Origin of the sequence: Cognatiluteimonas telluris, assembly GCF_011320095.1 — a bacterium.
Classification (GTDB): domain Bacteria; phylum Pseudomonadota; class Gammaproteobacteria; order Xanthomonadales; family Xanthomonadaceae; genus Cognatiluteimonas; species Cognatiluteimonas telluris.
The window spans coordinates 1-13,621 of the sequence record NZ_JAANOY010000040.1 but is presented as its reverse complement, the minus strand read 5'-3'; the positions used below and the strand labels follow the sequence as shown (position 1 = coordinate 13,621).

General features: G+C 65.2%; 15 protein-coding genes and 1 pseudogene. 12 read left to right on the top strand and 4 right to left on the bottom strand.

Annotation, left to right across the window (positions count from 1 at the left end):
• Window positions 1-533 precede the first annotated feature (533 nt).
• Together G7B67_RS12175 and G7B67_RS12170 are read left to right on the top strand one after the other, a co-directional pair.
• Window positions 534-896, top strand: coding sequence for a hypothetical protein (locus G7B67_RS12175; RefSeq protein ID WP_166212805.1), 363 nt, complete (start codon window positions 534-536; stop codon window positions 894-896).
• Between the two features lie 89 nt (window positions 897-985).
• Window positions 986-1,255, top strand: coding sequence for a hypothetical protein (locus tag G7B67_RS12170; RefSeq protein ID WP_166212803.1), 270 nt, complete (start codon window positions 986-988; stop codon window positions 1,253-1,255).
• A 143-nt stretch (window positions 1,256-1,398) separates the two neighbouring features.
• On the opposite strand, the pseudogene G7B67_RS13635 reads toward G7B67_RS12170, so the two are convergent.
• Window positions 1,399-1,545: pseudogene (locus G7B67_RS13635) on the bottom strand (helix-turn-helix domain-containing protein); the annotation flags it as partial.
• A 210-nt stretch (window positions 1,546-1,755) separates the two neighbouring features.
• Between G7B67_RS13635 and G7B67_RS12160 the strand changes: the two are divergent.
• The 6 genes from G7B67_RS12160 to G7B67_RS12140 all read left to right on the top strand — a co-directional run bounded on the left by G7B67_RS12160 (window position 1,756) and on the right by G7B67_RS12140 (window position 6,369).
• The gene (locus tag G7B67_RS12160; protein ID WP_166212799.1) at window positions 1,756-2,439 is read left to right on the top strand and encodes a CPBP family intramembrane glutamic endopeptidase; all 684 of its coding nucleotides are present in this window, start codon (window positions 1,756-1,758) and stop codon (window positions 2,437-2,439) included.
• Window positions 2,440-2,582: 143 nt separating this feature from the next.
• On the top strand, window positions 2,583-2,966 hold the full coding sequence (locus G7B67_RS13675; protein ID WP_484482030.1) for a GFA family protein: 384 nt from the start codon (window positions 2,583-2,585) through the stop codon (window positions 2,964-2,966).
• Window positions 2,967-3,205: 239 nt separating this feature from the next.
• A complete protein-coding gene (locus G7B67_RS12155) occupies window positions 3,206-3,649 on the top strand; it encodes a hypothetical protein (RefSeq protein WP_166212797.1) in 444 nt (147 codons plus the stop codon).
• Window positions 3,650-4,643: 994 nt separating this feature from the next.
• A complete protein-coding gene (locus G7B67_RS12150) occupies window positions 4,644-4,991 on the top strand; it encodes a zinc ribbon domain-containing protein YjdM (RefSeq protein ID WP_166212795.1) in 348 nt (115 codons plus the stop codon).
• Window positions 4,992-5,345: 354 nt separating this feature from the next.
• A complete protein-coding gene (locus G7B67_RS12145; RefSeq protein ID WP_166212793.1) occupies window positions 5,346-5,798 on the top strand; it encodes a hypothetical protein in 453 nt (150 codons plus the stop codon).
• 112 nt (window positions 5,799-5,910) lie between these two features.
• A complete protein-coding gene (locus G7B67_RS12140) occupies window positions 5,911-6,369 on the top strand; it encodes a hypothetical protein (protein ID WP_166212791.1) in 459 nt (152 codons plus the stop codon).
• Window positions 6,370-6,449: 80 nt separating this feature from the next.
• On the opposite strand, the gene G7B67_RS12135 is transcribed toward G7B67_RS12140, so the two are convergent.
• The 3 genes from G7B67_RS12135 to G7B67_RS12125 all read right to left on the bottom strand — a co-directional run bounded on the left by G7B67_RS12135 (window position 6,450) and on the right by G7B67_RS12125 (window position 10,117).
• A complete protein-coding gene (locus G7B67_RS12135; RefSeq protein ID WP_166212790.1) occupies window positions 6,450-7,322 on the bottom strand; it encodes a pirin family protein in 873 nt (290 codons plus the stop codon).
• 108 nt (window positions 7,323-7,430) lie between these two features.
• A complete protein-coding gene (gene rlmKL / locus G7B67_RS12130) occupies window positions 7,431-9,584 on the bottom strand; it encodes a bifunctional 23S rRNA (guanine(2069)-N(7))-methyltransferase RlmK/23S rRNA (guanine(2445)-N(2))-methyltransferase RlmL (protein WP_166212788.1) in 2,154 nt (717 codons plus the stop codon).
• Entirely contained in the window at window positions 9,581-10,117 is a 537-nt protein-coding gene (locus tag G7B67_RS12125; protein WP_166212786.1) for a hypothetical protein, read from the bottom strand. The genes rlmKL and G7B67_RS12125 overlap by 4 nt, the downstream gene beginning before the upstream one ends.
• A 103-nt stretch (window positions 10,118-10,220) precedes the next feature.
• Here G7B67_RS12125 and G7B67_RS12120 point away from each other — a divergent pair, with 103 nt between their 5' ends.
• The 4 genes from G7B67_RS12120 (at window position 10,221) to G7B67_RS12105 (ending at window position 13,592) form a co-directional block, all read left to right on the top strand.
• Window positions 10,221-10,787 carry an N-acetylmuramoyl-L-alanine amidase gene (locus G7B67_RS12120; protein WP_166212784.1) on the top strand — a complete coding sequence of 189 codons (567 nt, stop codon included), beginning with the start codon at window positions 10,221-10,223 and terminating at the stop codon, window positions 10,785-10,787.
• Between the two features lie 211 nt (window positions 10,788-10,998).
• Window positions 10,999-11,880 carry an acyl-CoA thioesterase II gene (gene tesB, locus G7B67_RS12115; RefSeq protein ID WP_166212782.1) on the top strand — a complete coding sequence of 294 codons (882 nt, stop codon included), beginning with the start codon at window positions 10,999-11,001 and terminating at the stop codon, window positions 11,878-11,880.
• Window positions 11,877-12,659 (top strand): DUF2007 domain-containing protein, encoded by a 783-nt coding sequence (locus G7B67_RS12110; RefSeq protein ID WP_166212780.1) that lies wholly within the window; start codon window positions 11,877-11,879, stop codon window positions 12,657-12,659. Before tesB ends, G7B67_RS12110 begins: the two co-directional genes overlap by 4 nt.
• Before the next feature lie 120 nt (window positions 12,660-12,779).
• Window positions 12,780-13,592: an arginyltransferase gene (locus tag G7B67_RS12105; RefSeq protein ID WP_166212807.1), complete on the top strand. Its 813-nt coding sequence runs from the start codon at window positions 12,780-12,782 to the stop codon at window positions 13,590-13,592.
• Window positions 13,593-13,621 lie beyond the last annotated feature (29 nt).

Sequence of the window (13,621 nt, the reverse complement as noted above, 5' to 3'; positions counted from 1 at the left end):
CGTTCCGCCTCGGTGAGCTGGCAGTACTTCAAGGATCTTCTCTTCCCGGAGTGATCCCCTTCAGTCTGCCAGCTCGCCGCTTCTTCCTTGGGCGTCGCAGGTGTTGCACTTACTTTGTTAACCTGCGAGGCCTAACAATTCATTCAAGCCGAAGCCGCTTCGTTACATCAAAAGCGTGGACAAAAAGCCCACCACGCCTTTTCCTCCACTACGCACGTCCGCTTGACTCAGGCGTTAGGCCTCACACGGAGCATCACGGTGAACTCGAGCAAGCCCCTTCTAGTCCTTGGTTTCGTCTTCCTCACTAACGGGATCACATTTCTCGTCGTTGGCCTAGCTACTCACCTGACAGCTTTTTGGGCAATCAGCCCCTCGTTCATTGCCCTTGGTGTTGCCTTCCTGGCTATTTCCAAGGCCCGTAAGAAATCCCAGGGCAGCTCCTCTTCTCCTTCGGGCCGTGAGGCCTAGCAAATTATTCAAGCTGGACCCGGTTCGCGGCTCGGCTTAATTCAGGTGTTGGGCCGGATCCGAGCATGCTCGACAAGCCAGTGATCTACATCCAGGTGCACGCTGGCTATCTTGCGGCCAGGCGGATGGGCGGCCCTACCATCCGACGGGAGTGCGAAGCGTTGAGCCGCCCCCGCACGCTCATGGGCAATTTCACGGGAATTGAAGCGTGCTTCGTGACGGCTCTTGAGGGACTGCGCATTGGTGGTGTGTTTACGCTCAGCCCGGTTGTGCTTGTGCACCTCGTCCCGGAGGCCGCAGGTGGCGACACCGACGTAGAGGAACGAGCCTTCCAAGAGGCCGCGGCTACGGCGGGGGCACGGCGCTGCAAGGTCGTCACCGGCGGCCAACCGCTCACTGAATATCAGGTGGCAGAGGCGTGCCGGTAATGCCGTCCCCGCTCAACGATTCATTCACGCCGAAGCCGCTTCGGAGCTCGGCTTAATTCAGGTATTAGCACCCCACAGGAGGCTTTTAGGTGAACCCAGTGGCTAAAGCACCAATCGGCAGCGCGGCGAAGGTACTGCTCGTCGTGCTCGTGATTGTTGGAACAATCCGGATGATCGACTTCATTTTTTACGGGCAAGAGACACGCAGTGCGATCTCTGGGATTGGCTTCTCGCTCATGGCTTATGGTCTCTATCGGAACAGCTTCGGGCAACAAGCATCAAACGCAGATGGTCGTTATGCGTCGTACGCAGGGGCAATCCTGGTTTTGGGGTCGATTGCGGCGCGGTACCTGGCGTGAGTGGTGCGTCAACACTCCAGATGCAACACCCCTGACCGCTGGAGTCGTTGGAGTGGCGCTTCGTAGCCATAGCGCCTTCTCGATCGTTAGCGTGGTGCGCGTTCGCGACACGGACTGCGACAAAGCGACAACCAAGCTCGATGGCGTGGCCGGGGGTGATCGAGGGTCGCCTTGCGCCTGACCTCACGGCTGATCGTGCTCGCGCTGCGCTGCAACGCATGGGCAATAGCGCGGAGCGAGCGCCCTTCCCGCTTCAATACGGACAGGGTGTATCGTTCCGGCTCGGTGAGCTACTGCTACATGCGGGATCTACTCTTGCCGGAGGACCCCTTTACAGCTCACCCCTGCTCCCTTGGGCGCCGCACGTGTTGCACTAACTTTGTTAACCCGCGAGGGCCAACAATTCATTCAAGCCGAGCCCGCTTCTGGGGTCGGCTTAATTCAGGTATTAAGCCGCCCCATCAATTCCCAGTACGGACACTATGAACTCATCTACGGAAATGCCTGCGTCAAAGATTGTTGCCATTCTCCTCGGCTTCCCGATTGTCTCAACACTCATCTCTTTGCTGCTTCTGGATCGAGGCATTCTGTCTTGGACAGGCCTTGATTTTTTTACGGCCTTCTGGCTGTTGATTACATTTTGGTACGTAGCGCAGATCGCCATTCTTGCCAAAGTGCTTAAGTCTTCTGGCTGGAGCTGGAGCGACATTGGCTACTCGTTCAATCGCAAAAAGACCGCGTATTTTGTCGCGGGGTATTTATGCCTTGCCTTTGCTTTGCTTGGATTCGTCCAGTACGCCCTTGCCAATGTCGGCACTGATCCGAACAAGGTCAAGGCTCTATCCGATCTCGCTAATCTCACCCCCAAGAATCTGCCGCAACGGATTGTGTTTGTCTTCATGGGGCTCGCGGCTGGTCTTTGCGAAGAACTCGTGTACCGCGGCTTCGCAATAAGATCCATGAAGAGTCGCGGCATCAATCATTGGATCGCCGCTTTCATTGCAGCGTTCCCGTTTGTATTCCAGCATGGCCTGAAATCGTTAGATCAGTTCTCGTGGTTCTTCATTTGGGCCATGGTGTTCGGTGCAATTTTTATTATTTTCAAGCGGATCTATATCAACATCTTCATTCACTGGCTTGTAATTCTCTCAGCCGTATTGGCCATCTTGCAAACACTGAAGTAGGCCACCTTGGCGGCCCAGCAATTCAATCAAGCCGAACCGCTCCAGCAAAGGGAGGCGCTGAAAGGCGTGCCGCCTTTTGCCTCCACTACGCATGTCGGCCTAGTTCAGGTGTGAGGCGGCACAACAACCAGCGGCGCAGCCAGATGAGCCAAGAGCAACGTTCGTTTTCACTACGCGGTTCCTGCCACTGCGGCTTGGTGCGCCTCACGCTGCCGGCAGCGCCCGAAACCGCGACGAGCTGCAATTGCTCGCTGTGCCGACGTACGGGAGGAATATGGGCCTACTACGAATTTGGCTCAGTCTCTATCCAGGGTCATACCGAGAATACCGAATGCTACATGTGGGGCGATCGAACTGTAAGGAATGTCCGGTGCAAGGCCTGCGGTATCCCCACCCATTGGGAGCCGGTTGACCCGGCAGCCTCCGGGCGTCACGCGGTCAACCTTCGTAATTTTGAACCAGCGCTTTTGGAGTCAGTCGTCGTCAGGCGCTTTGATGGTGCGGATACCTGGAGATTCCTGGATTGAGTGCTAACCACCTGTCGCGTCAGGCTTCGCTGTCGACTTCGGCTTATTGCACGGGTGGGGATGGAGATCAACGCGCCAGGCACGCTGCGGAAACAAGCTCATTCGCCCTCAATTCCGAACGGCTTGACGTTGGCTTATGCAGGACCGCATCGTTCCTGTAAAAGGCAATCGCTGGAGGAACACCTTGGCTCAACTCCCAAGCGTGGGCGCCGCTGCTTGAGGCAACAGGGGGGAGAAGCGTGCAGATCCGTTTCACCAAGGGCAGAGGAAAGTACGACGAGATGCTGGTTGCGCGCGATGGCGTGACGGAAGCCATTGCTTGTCCCAAGCAGCGAATCATCCCGCATGACATGGTGCATTTCGCCGTAGAGAGCACTCTTCAAAGGCGCGGGTTCTTGTTCCGCATCCGTGACGGCGAGCTGGCGAACTTCCAGATGACAGGTGAGGTCGAAAGCGACGGGGTCGAGCGCCTGGTTGAGGCAGTTCAGGGTGACGCCTGGTCGGGCGGAAATTCAGCGTCCCAGGACGTGCTTGACTTGTACCGGATCACCTGTTCCGCTCGGGAATGCCCGCCCCTGCCCGCCGGGATCGAGGAGATCGACGCCATCCGACTCAAGATCGAGGAGCTGGATGCCAAGTGGCAAGCGCTCGAGGTTGGAGAATCAATGGACCTGCAGGTCTAGCCCCCTCCAACAGGCAGGGCACGGCATTGCGTTCGTTCCGGCTGGCCATGCGGGAAAGATCAAGTTTTTTACCCGCCATGGGCTCAAGTTCCAGGCCTGGATTCCTAGCGATTGAACAAGACGCGGATATTGCCCTGGCTCCATGCCGTTACAGCCGTGGCTTGCCTGATGAACATTCTGCCTTTCCGCCGAACTGGCTGGGCCCGTTGATGCAGTGGCTGGAATCAATGACGCGACACGGTTGCATCTTGCGGCTCCCTTTCGCACTCATCGTCGTGGGTTGCTTGGCATCGTGCGCCACCAGCCAAGGGCCCATCGGCCGGATCTCAGGCATCAACGTGGGAAAGAGCGGCAGCGACTCCGAGGGTGCAGGTTGCGAGGGATTTGTCGTTACGCCCCGCTATGTCAGAACGTTCTTGCGCAGGGCCGTAGTCATCAGTCAGCGCGACGCACATGATTACTTCATGCACGGCCCGTGCTACGTCCAGGGCACCTTGTCGACGAAGTACGGGGAGTGGCTCTGGGAGATTCGTAATTTCGGGACTGCCAGACTGACTTCCGCCAGTGGGGATGAGTCATTGCTACTGGCCGACCCCAAGGAGGAGTCGTCGCTCGGCGTTGAATAGCGAGGGCGTCTTGCCAGTCATTGCGCGACATGAAACCCGTGGCGAGAGACGACGCCGGATTGCCCGTTCCGCTTGCCGACCCAAGGCCACGATTGCCTCCACTTATCCGCCTGGACCGGTCGCTCGAGCGGCCCGAACACCGGCGACAATTCCAGTCGGATTTCACCCGCCATGTCTCCCTCGGGGAATCCAGGTTCCTCCAGAGGCCGAGTTGCACTTCCTGCGTATTGATACTGGTCATGGCGGCTTCACGGTCGTTCCCGCAGTGAATGATCGGCTGACGGTAGGCGACATGGGCTAGGCCCGGTTCTGAGGCCGCTGCCCCTCCCCGTCTAGAATCCAGGTTTATTCTTCACCAAGGCACCGGGATGATTGGACTGCCGATATGCCCTGTGTGCGGCTCCTGTCTGACTTATGAGGACGCAGGCCTGCTCGTTTGTCCCGAGTGTGGGCACGAGTGGTCCGCGCAGGCTGGCGATGAGTCCGCTGAATCGCAGCCGGTGCACAAGGATGCGGCCGGGAACATCCTTGCGGACGGTGACTCGGTGACGATCATCAAGGACCTGAAGGTGAAAGGCGCCAACGGGCCGCTCAAGGCGGGAACAAAGGTGCGAAACATCCGCCTGGTTGACGAAAACCACGACATCGATTGCAGGATCGATGGCTTTGGCGCAATGAAGCTCAAGTCGGAATTCGTCAGGAAGGTTCAGGGATAGCGGCCGACCCTACCTGGATGCTGGCAACCACAAGGCAGCCAACCGATGCCATTCCACCCCGATTACCGGTTGGCAGCCACCATACCCCGCTCCACACAGGCGGCCACCACTGCCGATACGAGGGAGGAAGTGACCGCGCTTGCCCGGCGGAACTGCCGGGGTAGTCACCTGGAGATGCCGCCGCTTCCAGGCCACGTGGGGCACGGCATGAAGGCTTGAAACGCGGCAACGTTTCGGATCGTCATCGCCCCTGCGCAAATCATCAAGCGGTCCTTGCCTGAAACTAGAGTTGCCTTTTGTTAGCTTTCGACCAACCGGCCAGCCATGGAGATCCCGATGATGTCGCCTCGTTCGATGACAGCTCTGCTGCCATTCCTCCTGCTGGTCGTGGGCAGCGGCTGCACGATGGCCGGGCAACCAGGAACCCACCCCGGCATCGCGGAAGACTCGGGATCCACCGCCCCCGCAGCAAGCGGGCGCCCGACCGCGGAGGGCGCGCTCCCGCGGGATGTCGCGCTGCGCCCAGGCGAGGGCACCGAGTTGGAGGACCACGCGCGGTTGCGCTACCTGCGGCTGGTCAACGATTCGCGCTGCGATCCAGACGTCCAATGCGTCTGGGCGGGCGATGCCGAAATCGAACTGGAGTGGCGCCCGCCCAACGGCGAGCCGGAAGTATTCAGCCTGCACACCGGGAAAGCACCGCGGGAACAGGTGCTTGGGCTACGCCGGGTGACATTGCTGGCGCTGGACCGCGGTGCCGCCCCGCTCGCGCGGCTGCGGGTGGAAGGTCTCCCAGCCGGCCAATGAGACCTGGTCCGCGAAACGCCGAGCCTGAATCCGGATGATTTGTCAACGCCCAGGTTCTGGACTATGGTCGGGGCGCACTACGGTGCAGAACGACTGTTAGAGGGGGCGATTGATGAGCAAGACTCCAGTATTCCAACTCTGCGTGCTCCTGGCCGGCATCGCGCTGGCGGGCGCCGCGGGCGCCCAGGTGGCTTCGGCCTGCCCGGACTTGCCAGGCAACGCCGGGCTGACGTGGGAATACCGTGGCAGCGGCGACACCCAGTTGTGCCGGGCGCTGCGTCCGGACGGATCCGAAGTGTTCGGAATGGCGATCACGGCCAAGCCAACCTTCGAGCCGTCACGATCCGACCGTGCGGAGCGCAGCCAGGTCGGCGGGCGCGACGTCTATTGGTATCGAACCGAAATCGCCGCCAAGCCGGGTGTTGAGGCGCGCGAAGCCTTGCTTGAACTGCCCGACGGCCGCAGCGCGCACGTTTGGCTGCAGGCGGACTCCGAAGAGAAACTGGAAGCGGACTACCAGCTGCTGCAGTCGGTGAATTTCGGCGCACCAGCGCAGGTCGCGGGCCAGTAACCGGCCACCGGCCGCTCGAGGGCGGCCTGGACGACCTCACCCTGGTTCCAGCCAGGGCGCCGGGCAGTTTTCGGGTCCCGTCAGAACCGCCCTTCCTGGAAATCGACGAACGCCTGCATGAGCTGCTCGCGGGTGTTCATCACGAACGGCCCGTGGCGCGCGATCGGCTCGCGTAACGGGCGTCCCGCGACCAGGATCAGTCGCCCGCCGGCATCGCCACCGCGCACGACCAGGCGCCCGCCGCCACCCAGCACCGCCAACTCCTGCGCCTGCACGGCGCGCGCCTCCTCGCCCTCGCCGATCGTCACCGAACCTTCGAAGACGTACGCGAAGGCGTTGTGGCCATCGGGTAGCGCCGTCTGCCAGGCGCTGCCGGCCTGCAGATCGATGTCCAGGTACAGCGGCTGCGTCGCCGATTGTTCGATCGGACCGGCCACGCCATCGATGCGGCCTGCGATGACCTTGACCCGCACGCCGTCGTCAGGAGCGACGACCGGGATGCGATCGGGTGCGAATTCCTGGTAGCGCGGCTCGACCATCTTGTCGCTCGCCGGCAGGTTGACCCACAGCTGGAAGCCGCGCATGCGCCCTTCCTGCTGCTCGGGCATTTCCGAATGGACCAGGCCGCGGCCTGCGGTCATCCACTGCACGCTGCCAGGCACCAGCACGCCTTCGTTGCCGTGGTTGTCCTTGTGGCGCATGCGCCCGTCGAGCATGTAGGTGACGGTCTCGAAGCCGCGGTGCGGATGCTCTGGAAAACCGGCCAGATAATCCTCGGCGCGATCGGTGCCGAATTCATCGAGCATCAGGAAAGGATCGAGCATGTCCAGCTGCGGCGTTCCGATAACGCGCGTGAGCTTGACCCCGGCGCCATCGGAGGTCGGCATGCCCCGCAGCTTGCGGGCCACGCGCGCCTGCGGGGAAGGGTCGGTGCTGTGCCGGGACGTGTCCATGGAGCCTCCGTGGGATCGATTGCCGCAGAGATTGGGGCGGACGGCGGCGCCGGCAACGCTGTCGGCGGAACGCTGGATTGCGTCGGCGACAGTCTCCGCCCCCGGCTGTCAGGCGGGCGTGGAATCGAGCCGGCGCAGGCGCCAGCAACGGTGGATGCGTGGGTTGCGCTCGAAATCGACCGGGATCGTGGCCGCGCTGATGTCCTCGCACCGGGCGAAGCCGGCCACGGCCGCCTCGTCGAACCGGAAGCGGCGGTAGTTGTTGGAGAAATACAACGTGCCATCCCGCGACAGCCGCGCGATCGCAGCGCGCAGCAGGCGCACGTGTTCGGCCTGGACGTCGAAATCCTGCGCGCGCTTGGAGTTCGAAAACGTCGGTGGGTCGCAGAAGATCAGATCGTATTCGCCGCCATCGGCCTGCAGCCACGCCATCGCGTCCGCCTGCACCAGCCGGTGGCGCGCGCCGCCGAACCCGTTGAGCTTGAGGTTGGCCCCGCACCAGTCCAGGTAGGTCACCGACAGGTCGACGGTCGTGGTCTGGCGTGCGCGGCCGAGCGCCGCGTGCACCGTCGCCGCGCCGGTGTAGCCGAACAGGTTGAGGAAGCGTGTGTCTTCGGCTTCGTCTTCCAGCCGCGCCCGCATCGGCCGGTGGTCGAGGAACAGACCGGTGTCGAGGTAATCGAACAGGTTCACCCGCAGCCGGGCATCGCCTTCGCGCACGACCAGGAACTGGCCGCGCGCATCGAATCGCTCGCCGTACTTGCTGCCGCCCTTGCCGCGCATGCGCGTCTTGAGCGCGATCTGCTCGCGCGGGATCGCGAACACCTCGCGCGCGGCCGCAAGCAGTTCGTCCAGGCGCCGTCGCTGCACCGGTTCGGGGATGTCGGCGGGCGCTGCGTACTCCTGCACGTGCAGGAAGGTGCGCGGCACGGCTTCGTCGGTCGCATAGACATCGATCGCGGCGGCGTATTCGGGCAGGTCGGCGTCGTAGGCGCGATAGCAGGCCACTTGCTCATGCTCACGCCAGGCCTTGAGCTTGCGCAGGTTGCGCCGCAGGCGGTTGGCGACCATTCGTGCGCCTTCGCCCAGTGCCGGCGCCGCGGACACTTCGCGCTGCAGTGGCGCGAGCGGATCGACCGTGATCAGCGTGCACTCGATCGCTCCGTTGAACAGCTGGTAGCGCTTGGCGGCGCGCAGGCCGGTGGCGCGCGCGAGTTCGGCGTCGCCGCACAGCAGGCTTGCGCGCCAGGCCGGCACGGCGGCGCGCAATGCATCGCCCAGCGCGCGATAGAGCGCCGGATCGGCGGCCAGGCGCGCGTCGTAGGGAGGATTGCAGGCGACCAGGCCGCGCGGTGGAACCATCCGCGGCAGCGAGCCAATGTCGCGCACCTGCCAGCCGATGCAGTCGGCGACGCCGGCGATCCCGGCGTTTGCCGATGCGATCCGGATCGCATGCGGGTCCAGGTCGCTGCCGAAGAACACCGGTTGCAGCGCAGCCCGCCCATGCGCCGCACGGGTGCGGGCGTCGTCGCACAGCGCCTGCCAGGTACGTGCGTCGAATCCCTTCCAGCGCGTCGGCAGTCGCTCCTGGTAGCGCAACAGCCCCGGCGCGATGTCCGCCGCCATCAGTGCGCCTTCGATCAACAGGGTGCCGCTGCCGCACATCGGATCCAGTAGCGCGCCGCCTTCGGCGTGCAGTTGCGGCCACCCGCCACGCAGCAGCACTGCCGCGGCGAGGGTTTCCTTCAGCGGCGCTTCGCCCTGTGCCTGGCGCCAACCGCGTCGATGCAGCGCGCCACCGCCAAGGTCGATCGACAGCACCGCCCTGCCCTTGCGCACAACCAGGTTCAGGCGCACGTCGGGCGCGTCAAGATCGACATCGGGTCGCCCGCCGGTGCGCTCGCGCAGGACATCGACGACGGCATCCTTGACCCGCTGCGCTGCATAGCGGGCGTGGGTGAGCGCGCCACCCGAGACGTGCGCATCCACCGCGAGGGTCTGGCCGGCGCCGAAATGTTCGGTCCATTCCACCGCCGCCGTGCCTGCGTACAACGCGTGCTCGTCGGCGCATTCGAATTCCGCGATCGGCCACAGCACCCGGCTGGCCAGGCGCGACCACAGCACCGCGCGCTGTGCAGCGACGAGTTCGCCCTCGACATTGACGCCAGCCAGCGCGGCCGTCGCTTTCGCGCAGCCCATGGCCGTCAGCTCGTCGGCAAGCAGGTATTCCAGGCCCTTGCCACAACTGGCGAAGAACTTCATGGCGACAGTGCCGTCAACAACGCGGCGAAGGCGTCGGCGCTGGCATCGACATGTGCGGAAAGTCGATGACTGTCGTCGACCAGCAGCAGGCGCGCGCGTCGTGCATGTGCCCACTCGACGACCTGCGCTGCCGGGATGAGTTCGTCGTCCCAGCCATGCACGATCGAGGTCGGCACGCGCGCGGCCTGCAATGGATGCGCCGGATCCAGCACGATGGGCGGGGCCATCAGGAACAAGCCCGCCACCGGCACCTGCAGCGACGCATGGCCGGCAATCCACGCGCCCAGGCTGGAGCCGGCGAGGACCAGCGGTCCGCGCGCGACGGCCGTGCGTGACAAGCCGACGAGCCGTTGCAGGCGGGCGGCGACATCGCCCAGCGGCCCTGCGTCGCGGATCGCGTCGAGATCGCTGAAATCCGGGCGCTCGTGCGTCCAGCCCAGGCGTTGCGCGACGTCGGACAACGCGGTGACCTTGGTCGCGTCCGGGCCGCTTTCGAACCCATGGCAGAGGATGCAGTGCCCGCGACCGCTCATGCGCCGGTGGCCTGGTGGTCGGCGCGCGGGATGCCGGTTGGAAGGCGCGGAATCAGGCGGTTCGGCAGCGGTCGAAGCATCCGGCGATGCTAGCATCCGGGCCATGCCAGCCGATGCCGCGATCCGCTCCGAGCCGCTGCCCTACTGCGCGAATCTCGCACTGCGCGCGCTGGACGCGATCGACCTGGTCGTCATCCATTGCACCGAATTGCCGGACCTGGCCACCGCGCGGCGATTCGGCGAGCAACTGCATTACCTGGACTCGCGGACCGGCAACAGCGGCCACTACTACGTCGACCGCGACGGCACGCTGCATCAATACGTGCCGCTGGAGCGCGTGGCACACCACACGCGCGGCTACAACGCGCGCTCGATCGGGATCGAGCTGGTCAATACCGGGCGCTATCCGGACTGGCTGGACTCACGGCGCCAGGCGATGACCGAGGCGTATCCGCAGCCCCAGGTCGACGCGCTGGTCGCGCTGTTGCGCCAGCTCGCGGCGACACTGCCCGGCGTGCGCTGGATCGCCGGCCACGAAGACCTCGACGTGACCGAAGTCGAAGCCAGCGACGATCCGTCGCGCCTGGTGCGGCGCAAGCGCGATCCCGGGCCGTTGTTTCCGTGGAATGCGGTGCTGGACGCGGTCCGGCTCGAACGGCTTGCCGGATGAGGGCGATCGCCGGGTCTCCGGCGACCGGTCGAAGCGCGGTCCCGGCTGGCCCGGATGGCGGGCCAGGCGGCCAGCAAGCGCCTGCCTGCATCGGCCCTCCTCGCTGATGTCCCGGGGTGGAACGCGCGCCCGCAGGTGCGCGAGCGCGTCTGAACCGGCCCGCGCAGCCACCCGCCTATAATTCCCGGCCCCGTTCCGGATCCCGCCGCGCATGTCTTCTCCCGTGTCCGAGCTCATCGAACTGCTCACGCTCGAGCGGCTGGAAGACAACCTGTTCCGCGGCCAGAGCCGCGACATCGGCACCAAGTACGTGTTCGGTGGACAGGTGCTCGGCCAGGCGTTGTCGGCGACCCAGATGACCATCGACGCCGATCGCGCCGCGCATTCGCTGCATGCCTACTTCCTGCGCGCCGGCGACATCGAGCATCCGATCGTCTACCAGGTCGACCGCACCCGCGATGGCGGCAGTTTCTCGGTGCGGCGGGTGACGGCGATCCAGCACGGGCAGCCGATCTTCTTCCTCGCCGCGTCGTTCCAGAAGCACGAGGACGGCGGCGAACACCAGCTGTCGATGCCCGAAGTCCCCAAGCCGGAGGACATCGAGCCTTCGCCCAACATCCCGCCGCAGGTGCTGGAGAAGCTGCCGACCAAGGTGCAGCGCTGGCTGTCGCGGATGGGGCCGTTCGAGTTCCGCCACGTCTATCCGCGCGACGAACTCAATCCGCCCAAGCGGCCGCCGTTCCAGCAGGTCTGGTTCCGGCTGTCGGAGAAGGTCGGCGATGCGCCCGAGCTGCATCGCGCGCTGCTCGCCTATGCCAGCGATTTCCACCTGCTGGGCACCGCGACCTTCCCGCACGGGATCAGCTATTACCAGCCCAACGTGCAGATGGCCTCGCTCGACCATGCGCTGTGGTTCCACCGTCCGTTCCGCGCCGACGACTGGCTGCTGTATTCGATCGACAGTCCGAGCGCGCAACACGGCCGCGGCCTGGCGCGCGGGCTGATCTACGATCGCGACGGCCGCCTGGTGGCCAGCACCGCGCAGGAAGGCATGATCCGGGTCGCGCCGGCGACGGCGCCGACAGCGCGATGAGGCAGGTCTTCAGCAGCCCGCGGATGGAAAACGTCGAGCGCGTTGCGGCGCTGCTCAACCAGGCCGGCATCGCCACCCGCGTCACCCACGCGCGCTCCTACAAGGGTGGCCTGCGCGGGGATTTCAGTTATCGCGACCATGTCCGCACCGATCCGGTGCCGGCGGTGTGGGTTGTCCGCTCCGAAGACCAGCCCGCCGCGCGCGAGATCCTGCGCGACGCCGGCCTGCTCGACAGCACGCGGGTGGCGACGGGTTACACGTTGCCCGTGTTCCGCACCGAGGCGGCGACCGCTGCCGACGCGCCCGCGCGCAAGCGCGCGATGCGGCTGAAGGTGGGACTGCTGCTGGTGATCGCGATCGTGCTGGTGCTGGCGTTCGCCGCGCAGTTCGCTGGCCGCCACACGGCGACGCCGGCGGTCGCGCCGGGCGCGCGCCTGCCTGCGGGCGAGGCAGCCACGCCCGACACGCTGGCGCGCGCGGTGCTGTCCGGCGAATTGCCGACGCATGCCGGGCAACGCGTCTGCCTGGCGGTCGACGGCGCCGACCCGCGTCCATCGCTGCTGGCGGCGCTACCGGCGACGCCCGCGCAGGTGCTGCCCGCATCGCAATGCGCGCACGACGCGACGCTGCAGATACTGTCGATCCACGGCTACCGCCCGGGCAAACCCACCGGCACGATCGTCTTCGACCGCCGCCGCGGCGATCGGATCGTGGTGAGCCATCAATACGACGTGCGCCCGGACGGCGCCGGCTGGCGCGTGGTCGAACCCTACCGCTGACGCGCGCGTCGACGCCCACGCCCGGGGTCGATCTGCCGCGGCGGTCGGCGGCAAATGATCGGCTGGTCGTCGCCGCGCCCGCTCACTCCATCGATGCGGCACTGGCTTATGCTCGCGGCCATGGGCAACACCGGGCACCGCGACGAAGAAGGCGACATCCGCAGCGACGACGTGCGCCTGTTCCATACCGGCGCGCATGCCTGCGGTTACTGGCCCGAGCGCGATGCACGCGACCTGGTGATCGACCCGCGCGACCCGCGCCTGCCGCAGCTGTACCCGATGGCGCTGGGCTGGGGCTTCCGCCGCTCCGGCGACATCGTCTACCGCCCGCATTGCCATGGCTGCCAGGCCTGCGTCGCGGTGCGCATCCCGGTGGCGGACTTCGTCCCCGATCGCAGCCAGCGCCGCTGCCTGGCCCGCAACCGCGACATCGATGCGCGCATCGTGCCAGCCGAGCGCAGCGAAGAGCACTTCGCGCTCTACCAGCGCTATCTCGGCGCGCGGCATCGCCATGGCGGCATGGACGGGCACGGCGTCGCCGAATTCGAGCAGTTCCTGATCGGTGCCTGGTCGCAGAGCCGCTTCCTGGAATTGCGCGAACACGCGTCGCACCGTTTGCTCGCCGTCGCCGTCACCGACCTGGTCGGCAATGCACTGTCGGCGGTCTACACCTTCTTCGACCCCGACCAGTCCGCGCGCGGGCTGGGCACGCTGGCGATCCTGCAGCAGTTGCAATGGGCCGCGCGCGACGGTCGCAGGCACCTGTACCTGGGCTACTGGATCGCCGGCCACGGCAAGATGGATTACAAGCGGCGCTTCCGGCCGCTGGAAGCGTTCGATGGCCAGCGCTGGCAGCCGCTGCGTTTGGGCGGCGCTCGCGCGCCGGCGGCGGAGGCTACGCCGCCGGTTTCCCCGCCGCGGCCGCCGGCGTAGCGCCCCCGGCGGGCTGTTCGACGCCGCCT

What these genes read in the sequence shown, in the direction of transcription:
- G7B67_RS12175 (WP_166212805.1), top strand. Translation starts at nt 534, where the DNA reads ATGCTCGACAAGCCAGTGATCTACATCCAGGTGCACGCTGGCTATCTT.
- G7B67_RS12160 (WP_166212799.1), top strand. Translation starts at nt 1,756, where the DNA reads ATGCCTGCGTCAAAGATTGTTGCCATTCTCCTCGGCTTCCCGATTGTC.
- G7B67_RS13675 (WP_484482030.1), top strand. Translation starts at nt 2,583, where the DNA reads ATGAGCCAAGAGCAACGTTCGTTTTCACTACGCGGTTCCTGCCACTGC.
- G7B67_RS12150 (WP_166212795.1), top strand. Translation starts at nt 4,644, where the DNA reads ATGATTGGACTGCCGATATGCCCTGTGTGCGGCTCCTGTCTGACTTAT.
- G7B67_RS12145 (WP_166212793.1), top strand. Translation starts at nt 5,346, where the DNA reads ATGACAGCTCTGCTGCCATTCCTCCTGCTGGTCGTGGGCAGCGGCTGC.
- G7B67_RS12140 (WP_166212791.1), top strand. Translation starts at nt 5,911, where the DNA reads ATGAGCAAGACTCCAGTATTCCAACTCTGCGTGCTCCTGGCCGGCATC.
- G7B67_RS12135 (WP_166212790.1), bottom strand. Translation starts at nt 7,322, where the DNA reads ATGGACACGTCCCGGCACAGCACCGACCCTTCCCCGCAGGCGCGCGTG.
- rlmKL (WP_166212788.1), bottom strand. Translation starts at nt 9,584, where the DNA reads ATGAAGTTCTTCGCCAGTTGTGGCAAGGGCCTGGAATACCTGCTTGCC.
- G7B67_RS12125 (WP_166212786.1), bottom strand. Translation starts at nt 10,117, where the DNA reads ATGAGCGGTCGCGGGCACTGCATCCTCTGCCATGGGTTCGAAAGCGGC.
- G7B67_RS12120 (WP_166212784.1), top strand. Translation starts at nt 10,221, where the DNA reads ATGCCAGCCGATGCCGCGATCCGCTCCGAGCCGCTGCCCTACTGCGCG.
- tesB (WP_166212782.1), top strand. Translation starts at nt 10,999, where the DNA reads ATGTCTTCTCCCGTGTCCGAGCTCATCGAACTGCTCACGCTCGAGCGG.
- G7B67_RS12110 (WP_166212780.1), top strand. Translation starts at nt 11,877, where the DNA reads ATGAGGCAGGTCTTCAGCAGCCCGCGGATGGAAAACGTCGAGCGCGTT.
- G7B67_RS12105 (WP_166212807.1), top strand. Translation starts at nt 12,780, where the DNA reads ATGGGCAACACCGGGCACCGCGACGAAGAAGGCGACATCCGCAGCGAC.